This window comes from Flavobacterium sp. 83, assembly GCF_000744835.1.
GTDB lineage: Bacteria > Bacteroidota > Bacteroidia > Flavobacteriales > Flavobacteriaceae > Flavobacterium.
In genome coordinates, this window is record NZ_JQMS01000001.1 from 3,063,901 (window position 1) to 3,085,640 (window position 21,740).

The 21,740-nt window shown below is 35.4% G+C and carries 16 protein-coding genes; all 16 read left to right on the forward strand.

Going from position 1 to position 21,740, the window contains the following annotated elements; genetic code table 11:
• The first annotated feature begins 4 nt into the window (after positions 1 to 4).
• The 16 genes from T410_RS13390 to T410_RS13465 all read left to right on the forward strand — a co-directional run bounded on the left by T410_RS13390 (position 5) and on the right by T410_RS13465 (position 21,722).
• Complete coding sequence (locus tag T410_RS13390; RefSeq protein WP_035672619.1) at positions 5 to 898, forward strand: helix-turn-helix domain-containing protein; 894 nt, start codon at positions 5 to 7, stop codon at positions 896 to 898.
• A 225-nt stretch (positions 899 to 1,123) separates the two neighbouring features.
• Positions 1,124 to 1,420, forward strand: coding sequence for an antibiotic biosynthesis monooxygenase (locus T410_RS13395; RefSeq protein WP_035672622.1), 297 nt, complete (start codon positions 1,124 to 1,126; stop codon positions 1,418 to 1,420).
• Between the two features lie 7 nt (positions 1,421 to 1,427).
• Complete coding sequence (hisD, locus tag T410_RS13400) at positions 1,428 to 2,720, forward strand: histidinol dehydrogenase (RefSeq protein WP_035672625.1); 1,293 nt, start codon at positions 1,428 to 1,430, stop codon at positions 2,718 to 2,720.
• A 296-nt stretch (positions 2,721 to 3,016) separates the two neighbouring features.
• The gene (locus T410_RS13405; protein WP_035672628.1) at positions 3,017 to 3,757 is read left to right on the forward strand and encodes an SDR family NAD(P)-dependent oxidoreductase; all 741 of its coding nucleotides are present in this window, start codon (positions 3,017 to 3,019) and stop codon (positions 3,755 to 3,757) included.
• A gap of 81 nt (positions 3,758 to 3,838) precedes the next feature.
• Positions 3,839 to 4,594 (forward strand): cyclase family protein, encoded by a 756-nt coding sequence (locus tag T410_RS13410; RefSeq protein WP_035672631.1) that lies wholly within the window; start codon positions 3,839 to 3,841, stop codon positions 4,592 to 4,594.
• Between the two features lie 35 nt (positions 4,595 to 4,629).
• Positions 4,630 to 5,538, forward strand: a complete 909-nt coding sequence (locus tag T410_RS13415) for an AraC family transcriptional regulator (RefSeq protein WP_035672634.1) — start codon at positions 4,630 to 4,632, stop codon at positions 5,536 to 5,538.
• Between the two features lie 133 nt (positions 5,539 to 5,671).
• Positions 5,672 to 8,524 carry a TonB-dependent receptor gene (locus T410_RS13420; protein ID WP_035672637.1) on the forward strand — a complete coding sequence of 951 codons (2,853 nt, stop codon included), beginning with the start codon at positions 5,672 to 5,674 and terminating at the stop codon, positions 8,522 to 8,524.
• Positions 8,525 to 8,897: 373 nt separating this feature from the next.
• On the forward strand, positions 8,898 to 10,157 hold the full coding sequence (locus tag T410_RS13425; protein ID WP_051929425.1) for an MFS transporter: 1,260 nt from the start codon (positions 8,898 to 8,900) through the stop codon (positions 10,155 to 10,157).
• Positions 10,120 to 10,899 (forward strand): SDR family NAD(P)-dependent oxidoreductase, encoded by a 780-nt coding sequence (locus T410_RS13430; RefSeq protein WP_035672640.1) that lies wholly within the window; start codon positions 10,120 to 10,122, stop codon positions 10,897 to 10,899. The genes T410_RS13425 and T410_RS13430 overlap by 38 nt, the downstream gene beginning before the upstream one ends.
• 50 nt (positions 10,900 to 10,949) lie before the next feature.
• A complete protein-coding gene (locus T410_RS13435) occupies positions 10,950 to 12,302 on the forward strand; it encodes an FAD-binding oxidoreductase (protein ID WP_035672642.1) in 1,353 nt (450 codons plus the stop codon).
• Positions 12,289 to 12,723, forward strand: coding sequence for a VOC family protein (locus T410_RS16540; protein WP_051929426.1), 435 nt, complete (start codon positions 12,289 to 12,291; stop codon positions 12,721 to 12,723). Before T410_RS13435 ends, T410_RS16540 begins: the two co-directional genes overlap by 14 nt.
• Before the next feature lie 8 nt (positions 12,724 to 12,731).
• A complete protein-coding gene (locus T410_RS13445) occupies positions 12,732 to 14,162 on the forward strand; it encodes a glycoside hydrolase family 1 protein (RefSeq protein WP_081897844.1) in 1,431 nt (476 codons plus the stop codon).
• A gap of 18 nt (positions 14,163 to 14,180) precedes the next feature.
• Complete coding sequence (locus tag T410_RS17260; protein ID WP_035672644.1) at positions 14,181 to 15,761, forward strand: GDSL-type esterase/lipase family protein; 1,581 nt, start codon at positions 14,181 to 14,183, stop codon at positions 15,759 to 15,761.
• A 6-nt stretch (positions 15,762 to 15,767) separates the two neighbouring features.
• Positions 15,768 to 18,065, forward strand: a complete 2,298-nt coding sequence (locus T410_RS13455; RefSeq protein ID WP_051929427.1) for a glycoside hydrolase family 3 C-terminal domain-containing protein — start codon at positions 15,768 to 15,770, stop codon at positions 18,063 to 18,065.
• Positions 18,066 to 18,082: 17 nt separating this feature from the next.
• On the forward strand, positions 18,083 to 19,681 hold the full coding sequence (locus T410_RS13460; protein WP_035672647.1) for a glycoside hydrolase family 43 protein: 1,599 nt from the start codon (positions 18,083 to 18,085) through the stop codon (positions 19,679 to 19,681).
• A gap of 22 nt (positions 19,682 to 19,703) precedes the next feature.
• On the forward strand, positions 19,704 to 21,722 hold the full coding sequence (locus T410_RS13465; protein WP_035672650.1) for a glycoside hydrolase family 3 N-terminal domain-containing protein: 2,019 nt from the start codon (positions 19,704 to 19,706) through the stop codon (positions 21,720 to 21,722).
• Positions 21,723 to 21,740: the final 18 nt, after the last annotated feature.

Sequence of the window (21,740 nt, forward strand, 5' to 3'; positions counted from 1 at the left end):
AACCATGAAAAAAAATCTTCTCAATTACAAAGGACTCTATGGTGACAATAATCATCGAGATTTTGGTGACTTTGTGCACCATGAATTATTACAAACCCGAAGTAAATTGTATAATTGGGAAATTAACGTTCACTTACACACGGATCTGTTTCAAATTTTCATCATTTCTTCTGGTGAAGGCATCTTAATTCAAGATAACAAAAGAATAAATTTGAAAGCTCCGTGTATTCTTTTAATCCCTACAAATACCTTTCATGGCTTTGAATTTCAGTCAGATGTAATTGGAGAAGTGTTTACAGTTTCAGAACAATTCATCGAAACTATTTTTAAAAACACACCACTTATTTTATTGGAATTAAATAAAGCTAAACAATACAGTTTTAATTTGAACAACCCTGATTTAAATGATTTTATCTACCTTAAAAATAAGATAATAAAAACAATTTCCGAAAGTAATCCTTATAAACAAATTAGCCTTCAATCACTATTCCAATTATTCTTTATAGGACTACACAATCAAAACAATACATTTGAAGACCCAAAAGAACTATCCAATAATAGAACATTAGGTTATTTCCACTCTTTTCAAAAACTGATAAAAAAAACATTACCCGAATCTAAACTCATAAAAGAGTATTCAAATGAACTGCGGATTACTCCCGTTCATTTGAACCGAATCTGCCAGACATTAGTACAAAAAACAGCATTACAAGTTGTGCACGAATATTGCATTACCGAAGCCAAAAAATACTTGCTATACTCCTCCTATTCCATCTCTGAAATTTCATATTTACTAAATTTTAAAGATCCTGCTTATTTTTCCCGTTTGTTTAAAAAACAAACCGGTCTTTCCCCTAATGTTTTTAGAAGCCATACCAGCCAAAACAACAGTAATTAGTCCATTTCTTACTGCTTTTTATTAAAATTGAATACTCAATCGTTTTATAATTGTAATAAATAGATAAAAATGATTGATTTTGATTATTTCTAGCGTTTAAATGATTCTCTTGTTATAGTATTTTTTAAGAATTTTGTAAAAATAACTTTGATTATTTATTGATTGAATAAAAAATCAATCGTATAAATTAACTAATCCATTTTTTTTAACTCACATAATAGAAATATGATATTAGAAATAGCAACATTTGACATAAAAGAACAATCACAAGCTGCTTTTATAGATGCCTTTCAGGAAGCCAAATTAGTGGTATCAAAATCAAAAGGATTTATTGGATTGGAATTCCAACATTGCATCGAAATTTCGACCAAATTTGTGGTATTAATACAATGGGAAACACTCGAAGACCATACTATTGGCTTCAGGGAATCCCCTTTATTTACCCAATGGAGAGCTATTTTGTCTCCCCATTTTCAAAACCCACCTATTGCAGAACATTTTCAAACCATCAATAAAATATAATTCACGCATGAAAAGAGTAATTAAAGAAGGAATCGCATTATTTGAAGCAGAATCTAATGACAAAAAAGTTAGAGAAATCGTTGAAAACGTATTAGAAGAAGTAAAAAATGGCGGTGATGCTGCTGTTCGATCTTTATCTGAAAAATTTGATAAATGGTCACCTGCAAGTTTTCTACTTTCAAAAGAAACAATCGAAGAAATTATCAGTGGTGTTCCTGAGCAAGTTATAGAAGATATTCGATTTGCACAAACGCAGGTTAGAAATTTTGCGCAACATCAAAAAAACTCCATGCATGACATTGAAGTGGAGACACTTCCAGGCGTTTTTCTTGGACATAGAAATGTACCCGTAAACAGCGTAGGTTGTTACATTCCGGGAGGTCGTTACCCAATGGTCGCTTCAGCACACATGAGTGTACTTACAGCAAAAGTAGCTGGAGTAAAACGCGTTATTGCCTGCACACCACCTATTAATGGACAAATTCCTGCCGCAACGGTTGCCGCAATGTATATGGCTGGCGCCGATGAAATTTATTTATTGGGAGGTATTCAAGCCATTGCCGCTATGGGAATTGGAACCGAAACCATCGAATCTGTAGATATGATTGTTGGTCCCGGAAACTCTTATGTAGCCGAAGCCAAAAGACAATTATTCGGAAAAATTGGAATCGATTTATTGGCAGGTCCAACAGAAACTTTGGTAATTGCTGATGAAACTTCTGATGCAGAGATTTGCGCAGTAGATTTACTAGGACAAGCAGAACATGGGCCAACATCCCCTTCTATTTTATTGACCAATTCAGAGAAACTAGCTTACGAAACTTTGGCAGAAGTAGAAAGACAACTAAAAACGTTACCAACAGCAGATGTAGCCAGCATTTCTTGGAGAGATTATGGACAAATTATCCTAGTTGACACTATTGATGAAATGGTAGCCGAAGCAGACAGAATTGCAAGTGAACACGTTCAGGTAATGACAGCAGACCCAAGATACTTCTTGAAACACATGACTAATTTTGGCGCCCTATTTTTAGGTAAATACACCAATGTGGCTTATGGTGACAAAGTAATTGGAACCAATCATACCTTGCCAACAAAGCACGGAGCAAAATACACCGGCGGATTATGGGTTGGTAAATTCATGAAAACTTGTTCGTATCAAGAAATTAGAACTCCTGAAGCCAGTGCTATGATTGGTGAATATTGCTCTCGTTTGTGTGCTATAGAAAATTTCTGGGGACACAAAGAACAAGCTGATATTCGAGTGAGAAGATATGGTGCTATAGTTTCACAAGAGTAAACCGCATAAAAAACAGGAACGTAGATTCGGCAGATTTTGTGATATTCTATATGACTATCCGTGACTAGTACCAAAGCCATAAAATTAGCCACAGATTAAAAAGATTTTCACAGATTCCTTTAATAATATTTATAAAATCTGTGTGAATCTGTAAAATCTGTGGCAAAAAAAAGACTTGTTACGAATTAAGGACATTCATAAAATCCTAATATTTGAAATGGCTATTTTTTCAAAAGAAAATGCCACAGTTTACATCAACCTAAATAAATTTCAAATTATTTTAAATAAAAAATATTATGCGTAAAACGGTTCTAGTTACAGGTGGTTCTGGCGAAATAGGTTCGGCGATTTGCCGAAAATTTGCTGAAAACGATTTTGATGTCATCATTAGTTACAACTCAAATTTACAAAGAGCCGAATCATTTATAGCGAGCTTACCAGAAGGAAATCATGCTTTTTTTCATGCTCCTACAACAGATTCTGAAAAAGTAAAAGCCTTTAAAGTATTTGTTGAAGAGAAATATGGTAAACTAGATGTACTTGTGAATAATGCAGGCGTTACTACTCCAGTTCCACATGATGATCTTGATGGATTGACAGACGATTGGATTGATAGAATCATGCAAACTAATTTTAGAGGATCCTTTGCAATGGTAAGAGCGTTTAAAGATTTATTGCAAAAATCAACAGAAGCCACTGGACTAATCGTAAATATTTCCTCTATTGCGGGAATTTTTGGCACAGGAAGTAATGTTGCCTATTGCGCCTCAAAAGCTGCTTTGGATTCTATGACGCGTTCTTTAGCAAGAGCTTTGGCACCAAAAATAAGAGTAGTTTCTGTATCTCCAGGATTCGTCGAAGGAGAATATACTGCTACAATGAACCCCGATTTTTTGAAAATTCAAAAAGACCATACACCTTTAGCGAGATTTGCTTTGGGAGAAGATGTGGCGAATGCCGTTTTTTCGGTAGCAACTCAACTAACATTCTCGACAGGCAATATTATAACTGTTGATGGAGGAAGACTTTTAAAATAAAAACATTCTAAATCATAAAGTCTAAAAACCTCAAAATCATTCGAAGTAATTCAATTTAAAATTAAATTTAAAATATACTACATGAAAATAATAGATCTTTCCGTTACGATTTCAGAGGAAATTAAGGAGCCGTTACCAACTACAATTATCTATGAAGACCACAAAGAAGGAGCAAAAAAAATGGGTGGAAAACTTTTTGAAGGATTAACTGATGTCTTCATCGAAGGTAATGGTCCTGCGGGAGAATTTCTTTCTGTAACTAGCCACTGTGGAACCCACGTTGATGCTCCCTATCATTATTACCCAACTTGCGAAGGAAAACCTTCCCGCACCATTGATGAAATGCCATTGGATTGGTTTTTCCACGATGGAGTTGTTCTTGATTTTACAGATAAACCAGACGGCTACATGTTTGAGCCAGAAGATTTAATCGAAAAATTAGCTGCAATAAACTATACGTTAAAACCTTTTGATATAGTACTTATTCGTTGTGATGCTGATAAACGCATTCATGATGCTGATTTTGTGCGCATTCATGTTGGCGCTTCCGCAAAAGCAACGCACTGGCTGATTGATCAAGGAATCAAAGTAATGGGAACTGACGGCTGGGGATGGGATATCCCATTGCATATTCAAGCCGAAGATTTCAGAAACAATCCACGTCCGGGAATTATCTGGCAAGCTCATTATGTTGGAATTGAAAAAGAATATTGCCAAATCGAAAAATTAGCAAATTTAGAAGCTTTACCGCCATTTGGTTTCAAAGTAGCTTGCTTTCCTGCAAAAATCAAAGGAGCTAGTGCGGGTTGGACAAGAGCAGTTGCGATAATTGAATAATTTTTTTGTAATTTTATTAAAATATAAAAAAAAGTATGACTACTAAAGAGTACATCCCAACGCTGATACCTTCAGAAATGAATAACTTTCATTCTCATACCACGAGTTGGAGACCTTTTATGTCTAGTCATTCGCATCAAGAATACCATATTAACCGATTAGAAGATATATCGAATAAATCTAGTTTTCAGGTTTTACCACATCGTAAAACAGTACATGATTTTATATTCCTGAAAAAAGGAATTTCAAAAAGAAGTAAAGGACTAAACAAATATGAGTTTGGTCCTTCTTCTATATTTTTTTTACCGGCACATCAAATTACTCAACACGAAATGATCAGTGATGACGCAGAAGGTTTTTATCTTCATTTCGATGAAAAAATATTTGATTATTTACCTAAAAATTACCTTAGCGAACAATTTCCTATCTTTCAATTTCAGTCGAATCCCGTGATTCAGATGTCTGAAAGCACACTAAATAACATAGAGTTTATTTTGAATAGAATACTTGAATTATACAAAGAAGAAAATACTGCTAATAAAAAACTTGTTTCTTACAATTTATTGGTGATTTTTGAAGAGATAAAAAAAGAAATTCCATTTCAAATCAAAAAAACAAAAAACTCCTTTTTTGAGATTACTGAACGCTATAAAAATGCATTAGGACAACACATTTATAAATATCAAAACATTTCAGATTACGCTAAAATACTGAACATTACTCCAAATTATCTGAATAAATGTGTCAAAACCTGTACCGATAAAACTGCCCAAGATTTATTGAAAGAAATGTTGGTTTTGGAAGCCAAAACCCTGCTGAAGTATTCAGATCTACACATCTCCGAAATCGCTATAAAACTCTGCGATCAAAACCCAAGCAACTTTGCTCGTTTCTTTAAAAAACAAACTGGTCAAACACCAATGGAATATCTACAAATGTGTTGATTTTGAATAGTTGTAGCCTTTTTTTGATTCACAAAATTGATTTTTGTAAGCCACTTTTGTAAAATAAATATTTATCAAATATTTATTTTATTAAACCAAAAAAAATCAATCTAATTTAAAAAAGACCAAAATTATGAAAACAACGCATTTTATTAGGATTTTAATCCTTGTTGTCGGATTTAGTTTCTCTGCTACTTCTTTAGCTCAGGAAGGTAAAATTCAGGGAAAAGTAACCAATTCTAAAGGCTTAGGTCTAGCAGGTTCCTCAATCGTTATAGTAGAAAATAACAAAAGCAACAGCACAGATGCGAATGGGGATTTCACTATAAATAATCTTGCAAATGGAAGCTATCAAATTCTTGTATCGTATGTTGGTTTTACAACCCGAAAAGTATCAGTAAAAGTACCTCAAACAAGCAAACTAACTATTGTATTACAAGATGACCAAGCTGCTTTAGACGAAGTCGTAGTAACTGGGGTGTTTGATAAACGATCAGCACTTAATTCTTCTATTGCAATTTCTTCAGTTAGTGCAGTTCAAATTCAAAAAATGGCACCAACAAGCGCTGCAGAATTATTGAAAAATGTTCCTGGTATTTTTGTAAATAACTCCCTAGGTGAAATTAGAAATACCGTTTATTCTCGCGGAGTTACTACAGGTAATAATGACGGAAGATGGGGATATGATTATGTTTCTATGCAGGAAGACGGACTTCCAGTGACCAATGCTATGTTTGCAAATTTTGGTCCAGATATGTTTTTAAGGGCTGACGCAACTCTTGATAAATTAGAAGCCGTACGTGGTGGAACAGCTTCTATTACTGGTGCAAATGCTCCTGGAGGTGTTTTTAATTATATTTCGAAAACAGGTGGTAAAACTTTTGCAGGAGAAATTAGAACAAGGCTGGGTCTCGAAGGAAATGGAAAAAATCCATATTACAGAGCAGATTTTAATCTTGGAGGACCACTTGCTAAAAACTTAACTTATAATATTGGAGGTTTTTATAGAAAATCAGATGGGTCTCAATATCCAGGTTACGCTTCTAACTTTGGCGGACAACTAAAAGGAAATTTAATGTATAAATACGAAACAGGTTCATTGAAGTTGTTAGTAAAAAGTTTGAATGACCATAATTTAACAGCCGAAGGAATCCCTACAAATAGCTACACCGACATGAAACCATCGATTGGATTTTCTAATACATCTTCGGTATTGCCTCCTGCAATTTCTTTAACAACTTATGTCCCTACTAGAGGTGATGTTAACTATAAATCATCTGATTTATGGCATTCTAAAGATAATTCAGTTGGTTTGAACTGGGAACAAAAATTAGGGAATGGCTGGAAATTAACGAACAACGCTCGTTTTTCTTCTATGTCAGAGGAAGCATTTACCCCTTTAAGTACCGTTTCACCTATTGCAATGGACAATATTGTTACCTATTTCATTTTAGGAGCTTTGCATCCGCCAACACAAATCATACCAGGTACATATACTGTTTCGCAAGGAGGCCAACCAATTATGACTATTAAATCCTTTAGCGGATTTGATTATCATGTTACCAGTAACACAGCTCCAGGAAGTGCACTTTCGCCAAATTCATTGTTCTTCACTCCTTTAATTTACAACTACAGTAAAGTAAATGAATTTAGAGATCAATTTAATTTTAATAAAAAAATGGGGAAACATACCTTCAATATTGGTGGTTTCTTTGATAATTCCTCATTATCCAGAGTTTCTGGATCAATGGGAGTTTCTTTAAACACGATTCAAAACCACCCGCAAACTGTTGACATATCCGTAACTAATCCCGGAAACGTTACGTATCAAGTTACCAATCCAAACGGAATTGTTAACGTTGGTGCAGATCAAGGGTATACGATTATTAATTCAAAACAAAGTCAGAAAGCAGTCTATTTTGCTCATACTTGGGAAATCAATGATAATCTGACATTTGATTGGGGAGCGCGATACGAAAATGTTCGCATTCATGGAACCAACAATGCGCCTTCATTAGTTACTTCGACCACAGGTGGCGTGGACGGAAATCCGTTAACATTGTATGATAACAGTTCAGCTGCATTGGGAAGTCCTTTTTCCTATGACAAAACCTTAAGCTATCTTTCTTACTCAGGGGCTTTAAATTATAAAGTTTCGGATCAAACTGCCTTATATTTTCGTTATTCCAATGGTAAAAAAGCACCTGGATATAACATTTATAATGATGTTAGCACTGCGTTTGGAGCCAGTAGTTTAGATCCACAAGTACAAATAATCCAACAATATGAAGTGGGTTATAAATCAAAAATAGAGAACGCTACTTTTACCATTACTCCATTTTACAGTTTGTTATCTCATATTCCTAATAGCGTAACTTTTACAAATGATGCAACAGGCTTATTATACAATCCACCAGCATTATATAATAACATCAGAACCTTTGGTATCGAATTAGAGAGTTCTATTAAGTTATCTAATAATTTTAATATTAGAGGAGTTATTACTGCCCAAGATGCAAAAGCGACAAAATACAATGCTTGGATTCACCAGACTGACAATTCTCATACTACAGCCGGAACGGATGTAATGATTGATAATTCTGGAAATAAGGCGGCAAACGTACCTAATTTTATGGTAAATATCACTCCTGAATATACTAACAATAGTTTTTATGCTAATGTAACTTGGTCTTACATGGGAGCCAGACAAGCTAATTTTGCCAATGCTTTTGAATTACCGGCCTTTAGTCAATTTAACCTTGCAATGGGTTATGATATTACCGCTAAATTAAGAGTAAGTGCTAATGTAAATAATGTATTAAATTCTTATGGCGTTATGGGTTGGGTAGGTCCAGGTTCATTTCCTTTTAACTTAAATTTAGAGGGAGTTACCAAAGCTGATGTTGCTGCAAATCCTACTGCATTTCATCAAGCGATTGCAATTCCGGCAAGGGCTTACTTCTTGACACTTGCCTATAAATTTTAATTGTATTTTGTTTTAGTTATTAAAAGTCTTCCTTAACGGAAGGCTTTTTTTAGTTAAAAATATACCTAATAATTTCATCAAGTTATTCAAAAAGTATTGATTTTGAATAGCAGTAGTTGTTTTTTGATTCACAAATCAACTTAAATCATTGTCATATTTGTATTCTAGTATTTATATTATATACATATATTTAAAAATAAAAAAGAACTTACTATAAAAAAAATACAAAAAAAATGAGTAGTCCATAATTTTAACAAAATTAAACACATATTATAAAATTGAACTTAGAAATCACACTTTATTAAAAATGAATATTTAAACTAAAATAGTATTAACTAATTCTTGTTTCTTTTTGAAGACTCCTTTTATACCTATGAAAAACAAACTTTTTACCTACGAAAATAAACTTTTAATCTTGATGAGCATCACCTTTGGATTGGTGTTTGTTGATCGAATGGCATTAACTTATCTTTCCCCTTTTTTAATAAAAGACTTAGGATTAAACAATGCTCAACTCGGAATGTTAGTTTCTGGATTATCCTTCACTTGGGCAATATCAGGATATATTTCAACTTCATGGGCTGAAAAGCATAATAAGAAAAAAGCAGTATTTGTTGGAGCTGTTGTTTTATTTTCACTTTCCTCTATCAGTTCAGCATTAGCAACTACTTTTACGGTATTGCTTGTAACACGTTTGCTGATGGGACTATCAGAAGGGCCAACTTTACCTTTAATTCAATCCTTTATAGCTAAAGAATCTTCAAAAAATCGCATTGGATTTAACATGGGATTTCTACAAAGTTTTGGTTCAACCCTATTCGGTTTCATGATTGCTCCAATTGTATTGGTATTATTAGCCGAAAAATTTGGATGGCGTTCTACATTTTTAATTGCAGGTATTCCAGGATTAATTATAGCCCTTGTCAATTGGAAATTTTTACGAAAAAACACCGTTGAAAACGTACAAAAATTAGAAGATAAAAGTTTAATTTTTAAAGAATTATGGGCCTACAAAAACATTCGAGTAGGCGTCTTAATTAGTTGTTGTATGATGACTTGGCTTAATTGCAGTATTGCGTTTTTACCAAAATTTTTCATTGAAATCCAACACCTTACCGAAGGGCAAATTGGAGCTATTATGGGATTAATGGGATTGTCATCTCTGATTTCAGGAATTGTTGTCCCAACATTATCTGATAAATATGGTCGTAAACCTTTTGTAATGATTTTTGCTTTTGTTGGCATTTTCTATCCAATGGCAATCCTTTTCATGCAAAATTCTGGTCTCCAAATTCCAAGTATGTTTATTGCTTATTTCTTCTTTGGTACTTTTCCAATTGTTTTATCTGCTATCCCTTCCGAAATAATACCTATGCATTCAACAGGTAAAGCCATAGGAATGTTAGGTGGTGCAGGAGAAATTGTTGGTGGTATGATTGCTCCATTGGTTGCAGGAATATTAGCCGATAAATATGGTATTTCTATTCCATTTTACATAGCAGGTTTTGCCGCATTAGTAGCAGGAATAGCTTCTTTTATGTTGATTGAAACAAAAGTAAAAACAAATACAAATACAATTACAAACCCAATATATAATGATACAAAAAAAATACAATCAGAGACTTTTAGGTAAAACTGCAATAGTAACTGGTATTGGTGCGGGTATTGGAAAAGGATGTGCATTACTATTTGCTCGAGAAGGAGCCAATGTTTTTGGTTGCGATATCAATGCTGCTGCTGCCGAAGCTACTCTTGAAATGGCTCGCAATGAAGGTTTAACAATGCAAAGTTTTCATCCTTCAGACCTAACCAAAGAGAAAGATGTTGAACTATTAATGGAAAAAGCTGTTGAAGCTTTTGGAGGCATTGATATTGTTGTAAATGCTGCTGCCTTTTGTGCTTTTGAATGGATTGAAGATTTAGATTACGAAACTACTTGGAAAAGAAGTATTGCAGGAGAATTAGATATCGTTTTTTTGAGCTGCCAAAAAGCTTGGAAATATTTAAAAATAAATGGGGGTTCTATCATCAATTTTGCTTCTGCCAATGCGAGACAAGCATTAAAAGGTTCTCCCGCATTAGTGCATTGTGCTACTAAAGGAGCTGTTTATTCCATGTCGATACAAATGGCAATGGAAGGTGGACCACACAAGATTCGGGTAAATACCATTTCGCCAGGACTGGTTCACACGGAGGCAACATCACATTTAGTCAATGATCCTGAGGTTAGACCTTTTCTAAACGACAAGCACATGATTGGTCGAATTGGTTCTCCTGATGACATTGCCTATGCCGCTTTGTATTTAGCTTCTGATGAATCCAGTTGGGTTACAGCTGCCGATTTTCCTATTGATGGTGGTGCATCTAAGTGGTAGAATTGCATTATTAAAAAATTAATATTCCTTTTAATAAAGATTAAAAACAAATGAATTTCAAAGGTAAAATATATTATAAAGGAGATGCCGGTTACGAAGAAGCGCGAGTTGGCAGAGTCTTCAATCACCTTCGTCCTAATCGATATCCTATTGCTGTTTTTTTTCCAAAAGACGCTGATGATGTTGTTGAAGCAGTAAAATTAGCAAACGAAAAATCATACAAAATAGCCACACGTTCAGGAGGACATAGTTGGGCTGTGTGGAGTGTACGCGATGAAGGTATTTTATTGGATTTAAAACATTTAAATACAATATCCTTAAACAAAGAGACTAGTATTGTAAGTGCTGGCCCTGCTACCAAAGGAGGACATGAACTGGCTCCTTTTTTAAAAGAAAATGACCTGTTTTTCGCAGGAGGTCATTGCCCTACTGTTGGCATTGGTGGCTTTTTATTACAAGGAGGGCAAGGTTGGAATGCCCGCGGCTGGGGCTGGGCTGCGGAACAAATTGAATCGATTGATGTGGTAACTGCCAATGGAGAATTGGTCAAAGCAGATGCTAATCAAAATTCGGATCTCTTTTGGGCTGCTCGAGGAGCCGGACCAGGATTTTTTGGTGTTGTTACTTGCTTCCATTTAAAGACTCGCCCACTCCCAAAAGCGATAACTGCCAGTACGTATGTGTATCCCGCTAACGTTTGTGAAGGGGTATTACATTGGCTGCAGACCATGCACACGACTGTTACAAATACTGTAGAAATCGTAGCAGTAGGGCAAACATTCGAGTTTGGAACAGGAATGGTCGTTCATGCCATGGCATTTGAAGACACAACTGAAGCCGCCCAAAAAGCGCTTGCCCCTTTTGAAGAATGTCCATTTATAGATCAAGCAATAGTGCATAAAACCGCTCAGCCTACAACATTGGCAGCTGAGTATGAAGTACAAGTCAAAAACAATCCCGAAGGACATAGATGGGCTGTAAGTAATGCATGGTTGAAAGGAAATCCAGATGAAATAGTTCCTGTGATTAAGGATAGTTTTATAAAATTGCCCAACGAAAAAACATTTACACTCTGGTTTAGTATGGCACCTTTACGTCAATTACCAGACATGGCTTTTTCGCTTCAAACCGATATTTATTTAGCAATTTATACGCTTTGGGAAACGGAAGAAGAAGACAAAAAATGCAAAACTTGGCTCAACGAACAAATAAATCGAATAGAAAAAGTAACCGAAGGGCAATATCTTGGGGATTCGGATTTTACTAAACATCAAAGAAGATTTATATCGGATGCAAATTTTACAAAACTACAGGCAATAAGAGCCCTAAGGGACCCAAAAGGGTTATTTCATTCTTATTTAGCAAAATCAGACGAGACAATAAACACAAATGAGTTCGAATAAAATGAATCCAATCTATTTAAAAGCACACCATGTAGGAATAAGCATTGCCAATATGCAAGAAGCAATCGCTTGGTATCAAAAAACTTTAGATTTTGAGTTTTGTTGGGAAAAAGATTTTCCAGAAATAAAAACTAAAATTGCGTTTCTGCAACATGGTGATTTTAAAATAGAATTGTTTGAGCATTATGAAACCGAAGCCATTCCAGAAGCACGAAAACATCCGCTGTCGGATATTCGCCAACAAGGGACAAAACATATTTGTTATGAAGTCGAATCCGGTCTAATAGCATTATTCGAACGCTTTAAGAACACAGGAGTTGATGTTGTCATGGGTCCTTTATTGAGCCCTCCCCAAGATGCTATGATGGGATTCATCAGGGATACTACTGGAAATTTAATTGAGATTATAGAACTATTATAAAAATTATTATGAAAAAAATTATTGCAACCTTAAGCTTAATCATTCTTTCGGGAATTGCTTTAAAAGCACAAAATCAAACTCCCTTTCTATGGGGAGTAGCTTCTGCAGCATACCAAGTGGAAGGCAACTATCAAGCGGATGGTAAAGGCGAGTCAAAATGGGATTTTTTGACCAATAAAGTAGGTGTAACTCAATTCATCATCGGTAAAAAAGAAACAGGAAATGTCGCTATCAATATGTATGATAGAACACAATACCTTAAAGACATTCAATTGATGAAAGAATTAGGGGTTAACTCCTACCGTTTTTCATTAGACTGGAGCCGTATTATACCTGATGGTGTTGGTGCTGTAAACGAAAAAGCACTAGCTCATTATGACCTTTTAATTGATGATTTAAAAGTGGCTGGAATAGAACCGGTAGTTACGCTTTATCATTTTGATTACCCTTTCGCTTTAGTACAAAAAGAAGGCTGGGGAAATCCGGAAATGATTAACTGGTATAAAAACTATGCTAAAATAGCCTTGGAACGTTACGGTAAAAAAGTAAAACATTTCATCACTTTCAATGAGCCATATATTGAATTTTTTGTTGCAGAATACCTTATGAACATGGAACAAAGTAAAGAACCAGCTGTCACTCGTTTTGCCAGAGGAATGATGAAAGTACATAGAGAGATGGTAGCTAGTGCCGAGGTGATAAAAATGTATCACGAAATGAATTTGGGCGGAAAGATAGGGATGACTTTCAATTTTTCCCCTTGTTCCCCGCTAGATCCTAACAATCCAAACGATGTGAAAGCTTCAGCTTTGCAAGAAAAATTATTGAATACTGTTTTCCTTGATGGCTATTTCAAAGGTACTTATCCAAAAGAAGTATTGGATATGTTTACAAAATATGATCCTGCATTTCTACCTACGGCTGCCGATATGAAAATTCTGGCTGCAAATAAACCAGATTTCTTAGGTGTTAATTTTTATGCTCCAGCCTTAGTGAAATATGATGCTGCCGAGCCATTTGAAATGAAGTGGATGGATGTAAATACAGACAAAGTTAAATCTGCCAATGGCCCTGTACGCCCAGAAGAATTGTATAAATTTCTTGTCAAAATCAAAAAAGAATACAACAACCCCCAGATAATGATTACTGAAAATGGTGCAAGCTTCAAAAATAACGAAGACACGGTTATTAGTGGAAAAGTAAATGATGTTTTGCGTGCTGATTATATAAAACGTCACATAGAAGCGGTAGTAAAAGCTAAAAAAGAAGGCGTTAGAATGATCGGTTATTTCGCATGGAGCGGTTGGGATAATTTCGAATGGGTATTTGGTTACACATCCCGTTTTGGATTAATTCATGTTAATTTCGACACCCAAGAGCGTATCCCAAAACAAAGTTATTTTGAATATCAAAAACTGATTAAAGAGTATAAAAATTAATAATTAGCATCGATGATAATGAAAAATAAAACCTTTTTAATTGTATTATTGATTGCATTTATTTCAAATGCTCAAAAAACCATTCCACTATATCAAGGTAAAGCACCTGGTTCAGAAAACTGGAATTGGCTGGAAAAAGAAATGTTTTCACAGACATTTCAAACCCAAGTGGTGTACAATGTTTCCCAACCGACGCTTACAATGTATGCACCGGACAAACCATTGGCAAATGGAACTGCAATGATTATTTGTCCCGGAGGCGGTTTCCATACTTTATCTATAAACAGTGAAGGAATTGAAGTTGCCAAATGGTTAAATTCAAAAGGAATAACGGCCTTTGTATTAAAATACCGACTCGTAAAAAGTGAAACTGATGACCCTGTAAAAGAGCTTTTTCCATTATTTGAAAACAGAAAAAAATTAGATTCCATCAATGCTCCCATTGTCACTCTGGCTATTGCCGATGGATTAACTGCAATACAATACGTGAGAGATCACGCAGCTGAATATGCTATTGAGAAAAACAGAATCGGAATTATAGGTTTCTCGGCTGGAGGAACAGTAGCAATTGGCACCGTTTTCAATTCAAAAGGAAGCAATCGTCCAGATTTTGCAGCGCCAATTTACGCCTATACAGGAGCTTTAAAAAATACAATTGTTCCAGCAGATGCTCCTCCTCTATTTATCGCAGCCGCTTCAGATGACCAATTGGGTTTAGCACCCAATAGTGTAAAAACCTATAGCGATTGGTTGGCCGCAGGAAAATCGGCAGAATTACATATTTATTCTAAAGGAGGTCACGGTTTTGGGATGCGTAAACTGGATTTACCTGTCGAAAGTTGGAAAGACCGTTTTGGAGATTGGTTGGAACTACAAGGATTATTATGGTCCGAACATCCAACAGGTTTGTCGGCACATTTCAAAACGCAAAAGGCATTCAATCAGTTTTTAAAAGAAAGAGAAGATAATTTACATACCGATTGGGCTTTCCTAAAACGATACGAACTAGAAAATAAAAATTTGCCTGCTCCAAAACCTAACGAAAACAGAGTCGTGTTTTTAGGTAATTCCATTTTTGAAAACTGGAAAGCACTTGATTCTACATGGTTTGCAGAAAAAAAATACCTTGATCGACGGATTAGTGGTCAAACAACGGGGCAAACCTTAGTTCGCTTCAAACAAGATGTTATCAATTTAAAACCTGCCCTAGTTGTCATCAATGGTGGAACAAATGATGTTAGTGAAATGACTGGTCCTTATGTAGAAGAAAACACCTTAAATAATATCATTTCGATGGTCGAATTAGCCAAAGCAAATAATATAAAAGTAGTTTTAACATCCGTTTTACCAGCTTATAATTTTGCTTGGAAACCTAGTATACAACCAATCGATAAAATAATACAGCTAAACAAGAGGATTAAAGAATATGCTTCAAAAAACAATATCGTTTATCTCGATTATTATTCCCCATTAGTGGATGAAAGAAAAGGAATAAAAAAGGAGCTTACCGAAGATGGTGTTCATCCTACATTGGCAGGCTATAAAATTATGGAGCCTTTGACTGTAAAGGCAATTGAAGAGACTCTAAAAATAAAATAATACATCATGAAAAAATTCCTTCTTCTAATTTGTTTTGCTTGTCTTAACTTGATTGTTTTGGCACAAGAAAAACCGGTACCCAAATTAAACAAGAACAACATAAAACAAGTGATCAAAGCTTTGACTCTTGAAGAGAAAGTCAAATTGGTAGTCGGAATGGGTATGTATATTTCAGGGGCTCCAGCAGGTTTATTACCTCCCAATGATCCAGAAGATGACAAAATTGCACCAAAAGTTCCCGGCACCTCGGGTAGAACACACGCCATAAAACGTTTGGGAATTCCTAGTATTACCCTATCCGATGGACCGGCTGGAATACATTTTCTGGATTTAACCAATGCAAAGCCAAAATATGCTACAGCAATTCCCATAGGAACATTGTTAGCCAGCACTTGGGATACCATTATGACCAAAAAAGCGGGCGAAATATTAGGTCGTGAAGCTAAAGAATATGGAATTGATATTGTATTGACACCTGCTTTTAACATCCAAAGAAATCCTTTGGGAGGCCGAAATTTCGAATACTATTCTGAAGACCCGTTTCTTTCAGGAACTATTGCAGCAGCGGTAACTAATGGTATTCAAAAACAAGGCATTGGCGTTTCTGTAAAACATTTTGCAGCCAATAATACCGAAACCAATAGAATGAAATTGAACACCATTGTAAGCGAACGTACCTTAAGAGAAATCTATCTAAAAGGTTTTGAAATAGCAGTTAAAAAATCAAATCCCTGGACATTGATGACTTCGTACAATCTTATAAATGGCACTTATACTTCAGAAAGTAAAAAATTGATAAGCACTATTTTACGTAAAGAATGGGGTTTTAAAGGTTTGGTGATGAGTGATTGGTTTGCAGGACAAAACGCAGCTATTTCTCTAGGAGCCGGAAATGATTTACAAATGCCGGGAAGACCAGATCAAGTACAAACTATTACAAATGGCGTAAAAAATGGTTCACTAGCAATGAGTGATTTAAATTCGAGTGTGGAACGCGTTTTAAATCTTGTTGTAAAAACAATTACTTTCAATAAGTACAACTATTCAAATGAACCCGATTTAACGGCAAATGCAGCTATTTCAAGAATGGTAGCATCAGAAGGAATGGTTTTATTAAAAAATGACAAGGCGCTACCACTACCAAAATCCAGTACTATTGCCTTATTTGGCAACGCATCTTATGACATTATTGCGGGAGGAACAGGCAGTGGAGATGTAGTAAAAAAATATACGATTTCTCTTGACGAGGGTTTACTGCATTCTGGATTCAAACTACAACAAAATGCCAAATCTACTTATGAAGATTACGTAAAATTAGAAAATGCAAAAAAACCAGCTCCTTCATTTATGGATGTTTTTAATCCTTTTTCTATTAAAGAAATGGACATTAAAAACGAATTAATTACAACAGCTGAAGCTAATTCTGACATTGCTATTATCACAATTGGTAGAATATCCGGTGAATCTAAAGACCGTAAAGTAGAAAATGATTTCAATTTAACTGATGCTGAAAAGCAAACACTTAAAACACTTTCGGAATCTTTTCATGCTAAAAACAAAAAAGTTATTGTGGTTATCAACGCTGGAGGTGTTGTTGAAATGGCGAGTTGGAGTCCTTGGGTTGATGCTATTTTGATGGCTTGGCAACCTGGTATGGAAGGTGGTAATGCCATAGCCGATATACTATCAGGAAAAGTAAACCCATCAGGAAAATTAACAGCTACATTTCCTATTTCCTATAATGATGTACCCTCTGCTGGAAATTTCCCTGGAAAACAACTTCCGCTTAAAGAAGGGGAAATATTAGACCCTGTAATGCCTACTTATCCTGCCGAAATAACATACGATGATGAAATCTATTTGGGTTACCGTTATTTCAATACTAAAAAGGTAAAAACAGCTTATGAATTTGGCTACGGTTTGAGTTATACACAATTTGAATACAGCACTATAAAACTCAATTCAACTGATTTTACAGATAAAATTACAGCAACTATTACCATTAAAAACACTGGTAAAGTAGCCGGAAAAGAAGTCGTACAATTGTATTTAAGTGCACCTTCAATAAAATTGAAAAAGCCTTTCGAAGAGTTGAAAGGGTTTGCAAAAACAAAATTATTACAGCCGAACGAATCACAAACCATAAGTTTTACTCTTACCCCAAGTGAATTAGCATCTTTCGATCCTACTTTTTCGTCCTGGATTGCTGAAGCAGGAAAATATACCATTCGAATGGGAGCCTCTTCATTAGATATCAAACAAACAAAAGAGTTCGGCTTGAAAAAAGACATTCTTGTTAAATAATAATAATCTAAAATAATATGAATCTTTCCAAAAGCAAAACAATCTTTCTGTTACTTCTAATGTTTATAGGAGGAATTGGCTTTGGTCAAGTAGGCTATCAAAATCCTGTTTTGCCCGGATTTTATCCTGACCCAAGTATTTGCCGAGTGAATGACGACTATTATATGGTCAACAGTAGTTTTGGTTATTTCCCTGGAGTGCCTATTTTTCATAGTAAAAACTTAGTGAACTGGGAACAATTAGGCTACGTTTTAGACAGAGAAGAACAATTGCCATTGGTAAATGCACAAGTCACTTTAGGAATTTTCGCCCCAACCATTCGATATAATAATGGCCTATTTTATATGATAACGACCAATATTACCAACAAAGGAAATTTCTACGTAACGGCAAAAAATCCAGCTGGACCTTGGTCAAATCCCATTTGGATTGCCACACCGGGAATCGACCCAAGTCTGTTTTTTGATGATAACGGAAAAGTATATGTCACCTCGGCACAAAATTGGGGGCCAGTAAAAAATCGAATTGTGATGTCTGAAATAGATATCACAACTGGCAAACTACTTTCAGAGCCTATAACGATTTGGAAAGGAACCGGCGGAAAATATCCTGAAGGGCCTCATTTATATAAAAAAGACGGCTTTTATTATTTAATGATTGCCGAAGGCGGAACCGAATATGGCCATAAAGTAACCATCGCCAGAAGCAAAAACATTTGGGGAGCTTATGAATCGAATCCCGCAAATCCTATTTTAACGCACGCAAACGCTGATGAAGAAAACAATCCAATTCAAGGAACTGGCCATGCCGATTTAGTGCAGACTACCGACGGTTCTTGGTTTATGGTGGCATTGGGTTTTAGACCTTTGGATAGTCATCAAATTTTGGGTAGAGAAACTTTTTTGGCTCCCGTGGTTTGGAATCCTAACGAATGGCCTATGGTTAATGGTACTGGTTCCATAACTTTGGATATGAAGGTCGAGAAACTTCCCGGTCAAGTAAAAATGAAGAACTACAATCAGAACGATGATTTCTCCGGAGAAAAATTAGGTTTCGAATGGAATTACATCAATAATCCCATTCCTCAAAACTACTCCCTTTTGGAACGCAAAGGGTATTTAAGATTGTATGGAAGTGAAAAATCATTGAGTGAAAATCCGGGCGTGACCTTTGTAGGCAGAAGACAACAACATTTTAATTTTAATGCCACGACAACAATTGATTTTAATCCCCTTACTGAAAATGAAGAAGCTGGAATTACACTTTACAAAGACGCTTTACATCATTACAAACTATTTATTCGAAAAAACAGGAAGGAACGTGAACTGGTTTTAGTTTATAATATTGGTAAAATTAACGCTGTTGAAAAGCGAATCCCTTTAAAAAAAGGAACAGTAAAACTGACTATTTCTGGAACTCCAGCGTTTTATGAATTTGGTTTTTCGCAAGGAAATAATCCTCAAACTACCCTTGAAAAAGTAGAGACAAAATATTTGAGTACCGAGACGGCAGGAGGTTTTACAGGAGTTTATATTGGTTTGTACGCTTCTGGAAATAGTATTAAATCCAAAGCATCTGCTGATTTTGAGAATTTCAGCTACAATGTACCTGAATAAATAAATTAACAAAAAATACAATATGAAAAAGCATATTTGGTTTGTGGTTGTTCTTATACTGTTTTTTTTGTCTTGCAGTTCAACCAAAACAGCAAAAAACACAATTCAACCCGAACTAGGTTTTCGGTCTATAACCCTATTAAAAATAGATGGCCTACAATTTAAAGATTTAAACAAAAACAACAAACTTGATAAATACGAAGATTGGCGACTTGCTAACGAGATTAGAATAAAAGACCTTATTTCTAAAATGACCATTGAAGAAAAAATAGGTTTTATGATTATAAGTACCACTCGCCTTGCGGGTGATTATTCGTTTCAACAAAACGCTCCTAAGTCTGAAATTACAAATGGTTTTAATGAAGAAGACTTGATACAAAACGTAAATATGTTTAGTCATAAGCCTCTACCCGCACCAACCATGACGGCAGCAGGAACAACTAAAGGTGTTTTGACATACCATCTTCGACACTTTATTGCGCGAGCCAATACAAGTACAAAAATAATGGCCGACTGGTCTAATAATTTACAAGCTTTATCCGAAACTTCTCGATTAGGTATTCCATGTATCATCGCTTCAAATCCACGAAATCATGTAACCTCAGATGCTGCAATAGGTTTGAGCGTTGGGACAACCGTTTTCTCAAAATGGCCAAGCGAGTTGGGACTTGCCGCAATGCGCGATTTGAAATTGACTCGTGAATTTGCCGAGATTGCCGCAAAAGAATGGACTTCTGTTGGTTTGCGAAAGGGATATATGTATATGGCCGATTTAGCAACGGAACCGCGCTGGCAACGTATAGAAGGAACATTCGGTGAAGATGCCAATTTAGCTTCTGACATGATTCGTGAAATTGTATTGGGATTTCAGGGAAAACAATTAAATAAAAATTCAGTAGCAATGACTACCAAACACTTTCCAGGTGGTGGCCCACAAGTCGAAGGGCAAGATCCACATTTTGAATGGGGAAAAGATCAGCATTATCCCGGTGGAATGCTTGATTATCATCTTAAGCCGTTTCAAGCGGCCATAGCTGCAGGAACATCTTCAATAATGCCATACTATGCAAAACCTATTGGTACTCAATATGAAGAAGTAGCTTTTTCTTATAATAAAGGAATTATTAATGATTTGTTACGCAAAAAAATGGGATTCAAGGGAATCATCAACTCGGATACCGGTCCTATAGACATGATGCCTTGGGGAGTGGAAAACCTAAGTGTTTTAGAACGGTATCAAAAAGCTATTGGTTGTGGTGTTGATATTTTTTCAGGCAGTGCAGATCCCGCTCTATTACTCGAAACCGTAAAAAAAGGACTCGTTTCTAAATCTCGAATCGATGAATCCATAACCAGACTTTTAAGAGAAAAATTTGAATTGGGTCTATTTGAAAACCCTTATGTAAACGCCGAGGAAGCCATTAAAATAGTAGGAAATGCCGAATTTCAGAAAAAAGGTGATTTAGCCTTAAGAAAATCGATTGTATTACTCCGAAATGATTCAGAAATTTTACCCATTTCCAAAAAAACAAAAATCTATTTTGAAACCTATTTTGACAACGGTAAATCCAAAAGTCCAATTGTTATAAACAAACCAATAATTCCTAATTCTAATTTAGAGTTTGTTGATTCAAAAGAAGAAGCAGATGTCGTTTTGCTTTGGCTTATCCCAAATTCGGGTGGTCTTTTTAGTTCAAATGGCAGTCCGATCGAGTTAAGCTTGTCAAAAAACAAGATTGATGTTGCTCATGTCAATGAAATTACAGAAGCCAAGCCAACCATAACAGTTATAAATTATACTAGTCCTTGGATTATAAACGAAATTGACAACGGAAAACTTAAAACGGTTTTAGCCACATTCGGAACGACGCAAGATGCTTTATTAGAAGTTGTTAGTGGAGTATTTAATCCAACTGGAAAAATGCCATTTACAACACCCGTTTCAACAGAAGCAGTTTTAGAAAATCAATCGGATGTTCCCGGTTATTTAAAACCTAAAGGATATGCATTATTCCACTTTGGTGATGGACTGAGTTACTGACTCAATTATGATTTTAAA

What these genes read in the sequence shown, in the direction of transcription:
- T410_RS13390 (WP_035672619.1), top strand. Translation starts at nt 5, where the DNA reads ATGAAAAAAAATCTTCTCAATTACAAAGGACTCTATGGTGACAATAAT.
- T410_RS13395 (WP_035672622.1), top strand. Translation starts at nt 1,124, where the DNA reads ATGATATTAGAAATAGCAACATTTGACATAAAAGAACAATCACAAGCT.
- hisD (WP_035672625.1), top strand. Translation starts at nt 1,428, where the DNA reads ATGAAAAGAGTAATTAAAGAAGGAATCGCATTATTTGAAGCAGAATCT.
- T410_RS13405 (WP_035672628.1), top strand. Translation starts at nt 3,017, where the DNA reads ATGCGTAAAACGGTTCTAGTTACAGGTGGTTCTGGCGAAATAGGTTCG.
- T410_RS13410 (WP_035672631.1), top strand. Translation starts at nt 3,839, where the DNA reads ATGAAAATAATAGATCTTTCCGTTACGATTTCAGAGGAAATTAAGGAG.
- T410_RS13415 (WP_035672634.1), top strand. Translation starts at nt 4,630, where the DNA reads ATGACTACTAAAGAGTACATCCCAACGCTGATACCTTCAGAAATGAAT.
- T410_RS13420 (WP_035672637.1), top strand. Translation starts at nt 5,672, where the DNA reads ATGAAAACAACGCATTTTATTAGGATTTTAATCCTTGTTGTCGGATTT.
- T410_RS13425 (WP_051929425.1), top strand. Translation starts at nt 8,898, where the DNA reads ATGAAAAACAAACTTTTTACCTACGAAAATAAACTTTTAATCTTGATG.
- T410_RS13430 (WP_035672640.1), top strand. Translation starts at nt 10,120, where the DNA reads ATGATACAAAAAAAATACAATCAGAGACTTTTAGGTAAAACTGCAATA.
- T410_RS13435 (WP_035672642.1), top strand. Translation starts at nt 10,950, where the DNA reads ATGAATTTCAAAGGTAAAATATATTATAAAGGAGATGCCGGTTACGAA.
- T410_RS16540 (WP_051929426.1), top strand. Translation starts at nt 12,289, where the DNA reads ATGAGTTCGAATAAAATGAATCCAATCTATTTAAAAGCACACCATGTA.
- T410_RS13445 (WP_081897844.1), top strand. Translation starts at nt 12,732, where the DNA reads ATGAAAAAAATTATTGCAACCTTAAGCTTAATCATTCTTTCGGGAATT.
- T410_RS17260 (WP_035672644.1), top strand. Translation starts at nt 14,181, where the DNA reads ATGAAAAATAAAACCTTTTTAATTGTATTATTGATTGCATTTATTTCA.
- T410_RS13455 (WP_051929427.1), top strand. Translation starts at nt 15,768, where the DNA reads ATGAAAAAATTCCTTCTTCTAATTTGTTTTGCTTGTCTTAACTTGATT.
- T410_RS13460 (WP_035672647.1), top strand. Translation starts at nt 18,083, where the DNA reads ATGAATCTTTCCAAAAGCAAAACAATCTTTCTGTTACTTCTAATGTTT.
- T410_RS13465 (WP_035672650.1), top strand. Translation starts at nt 19,704, where the DNA reads ATGAAAAAGCATATTTGGTTTGTGGTTGTTCTTATACTGTTTTTTTTG.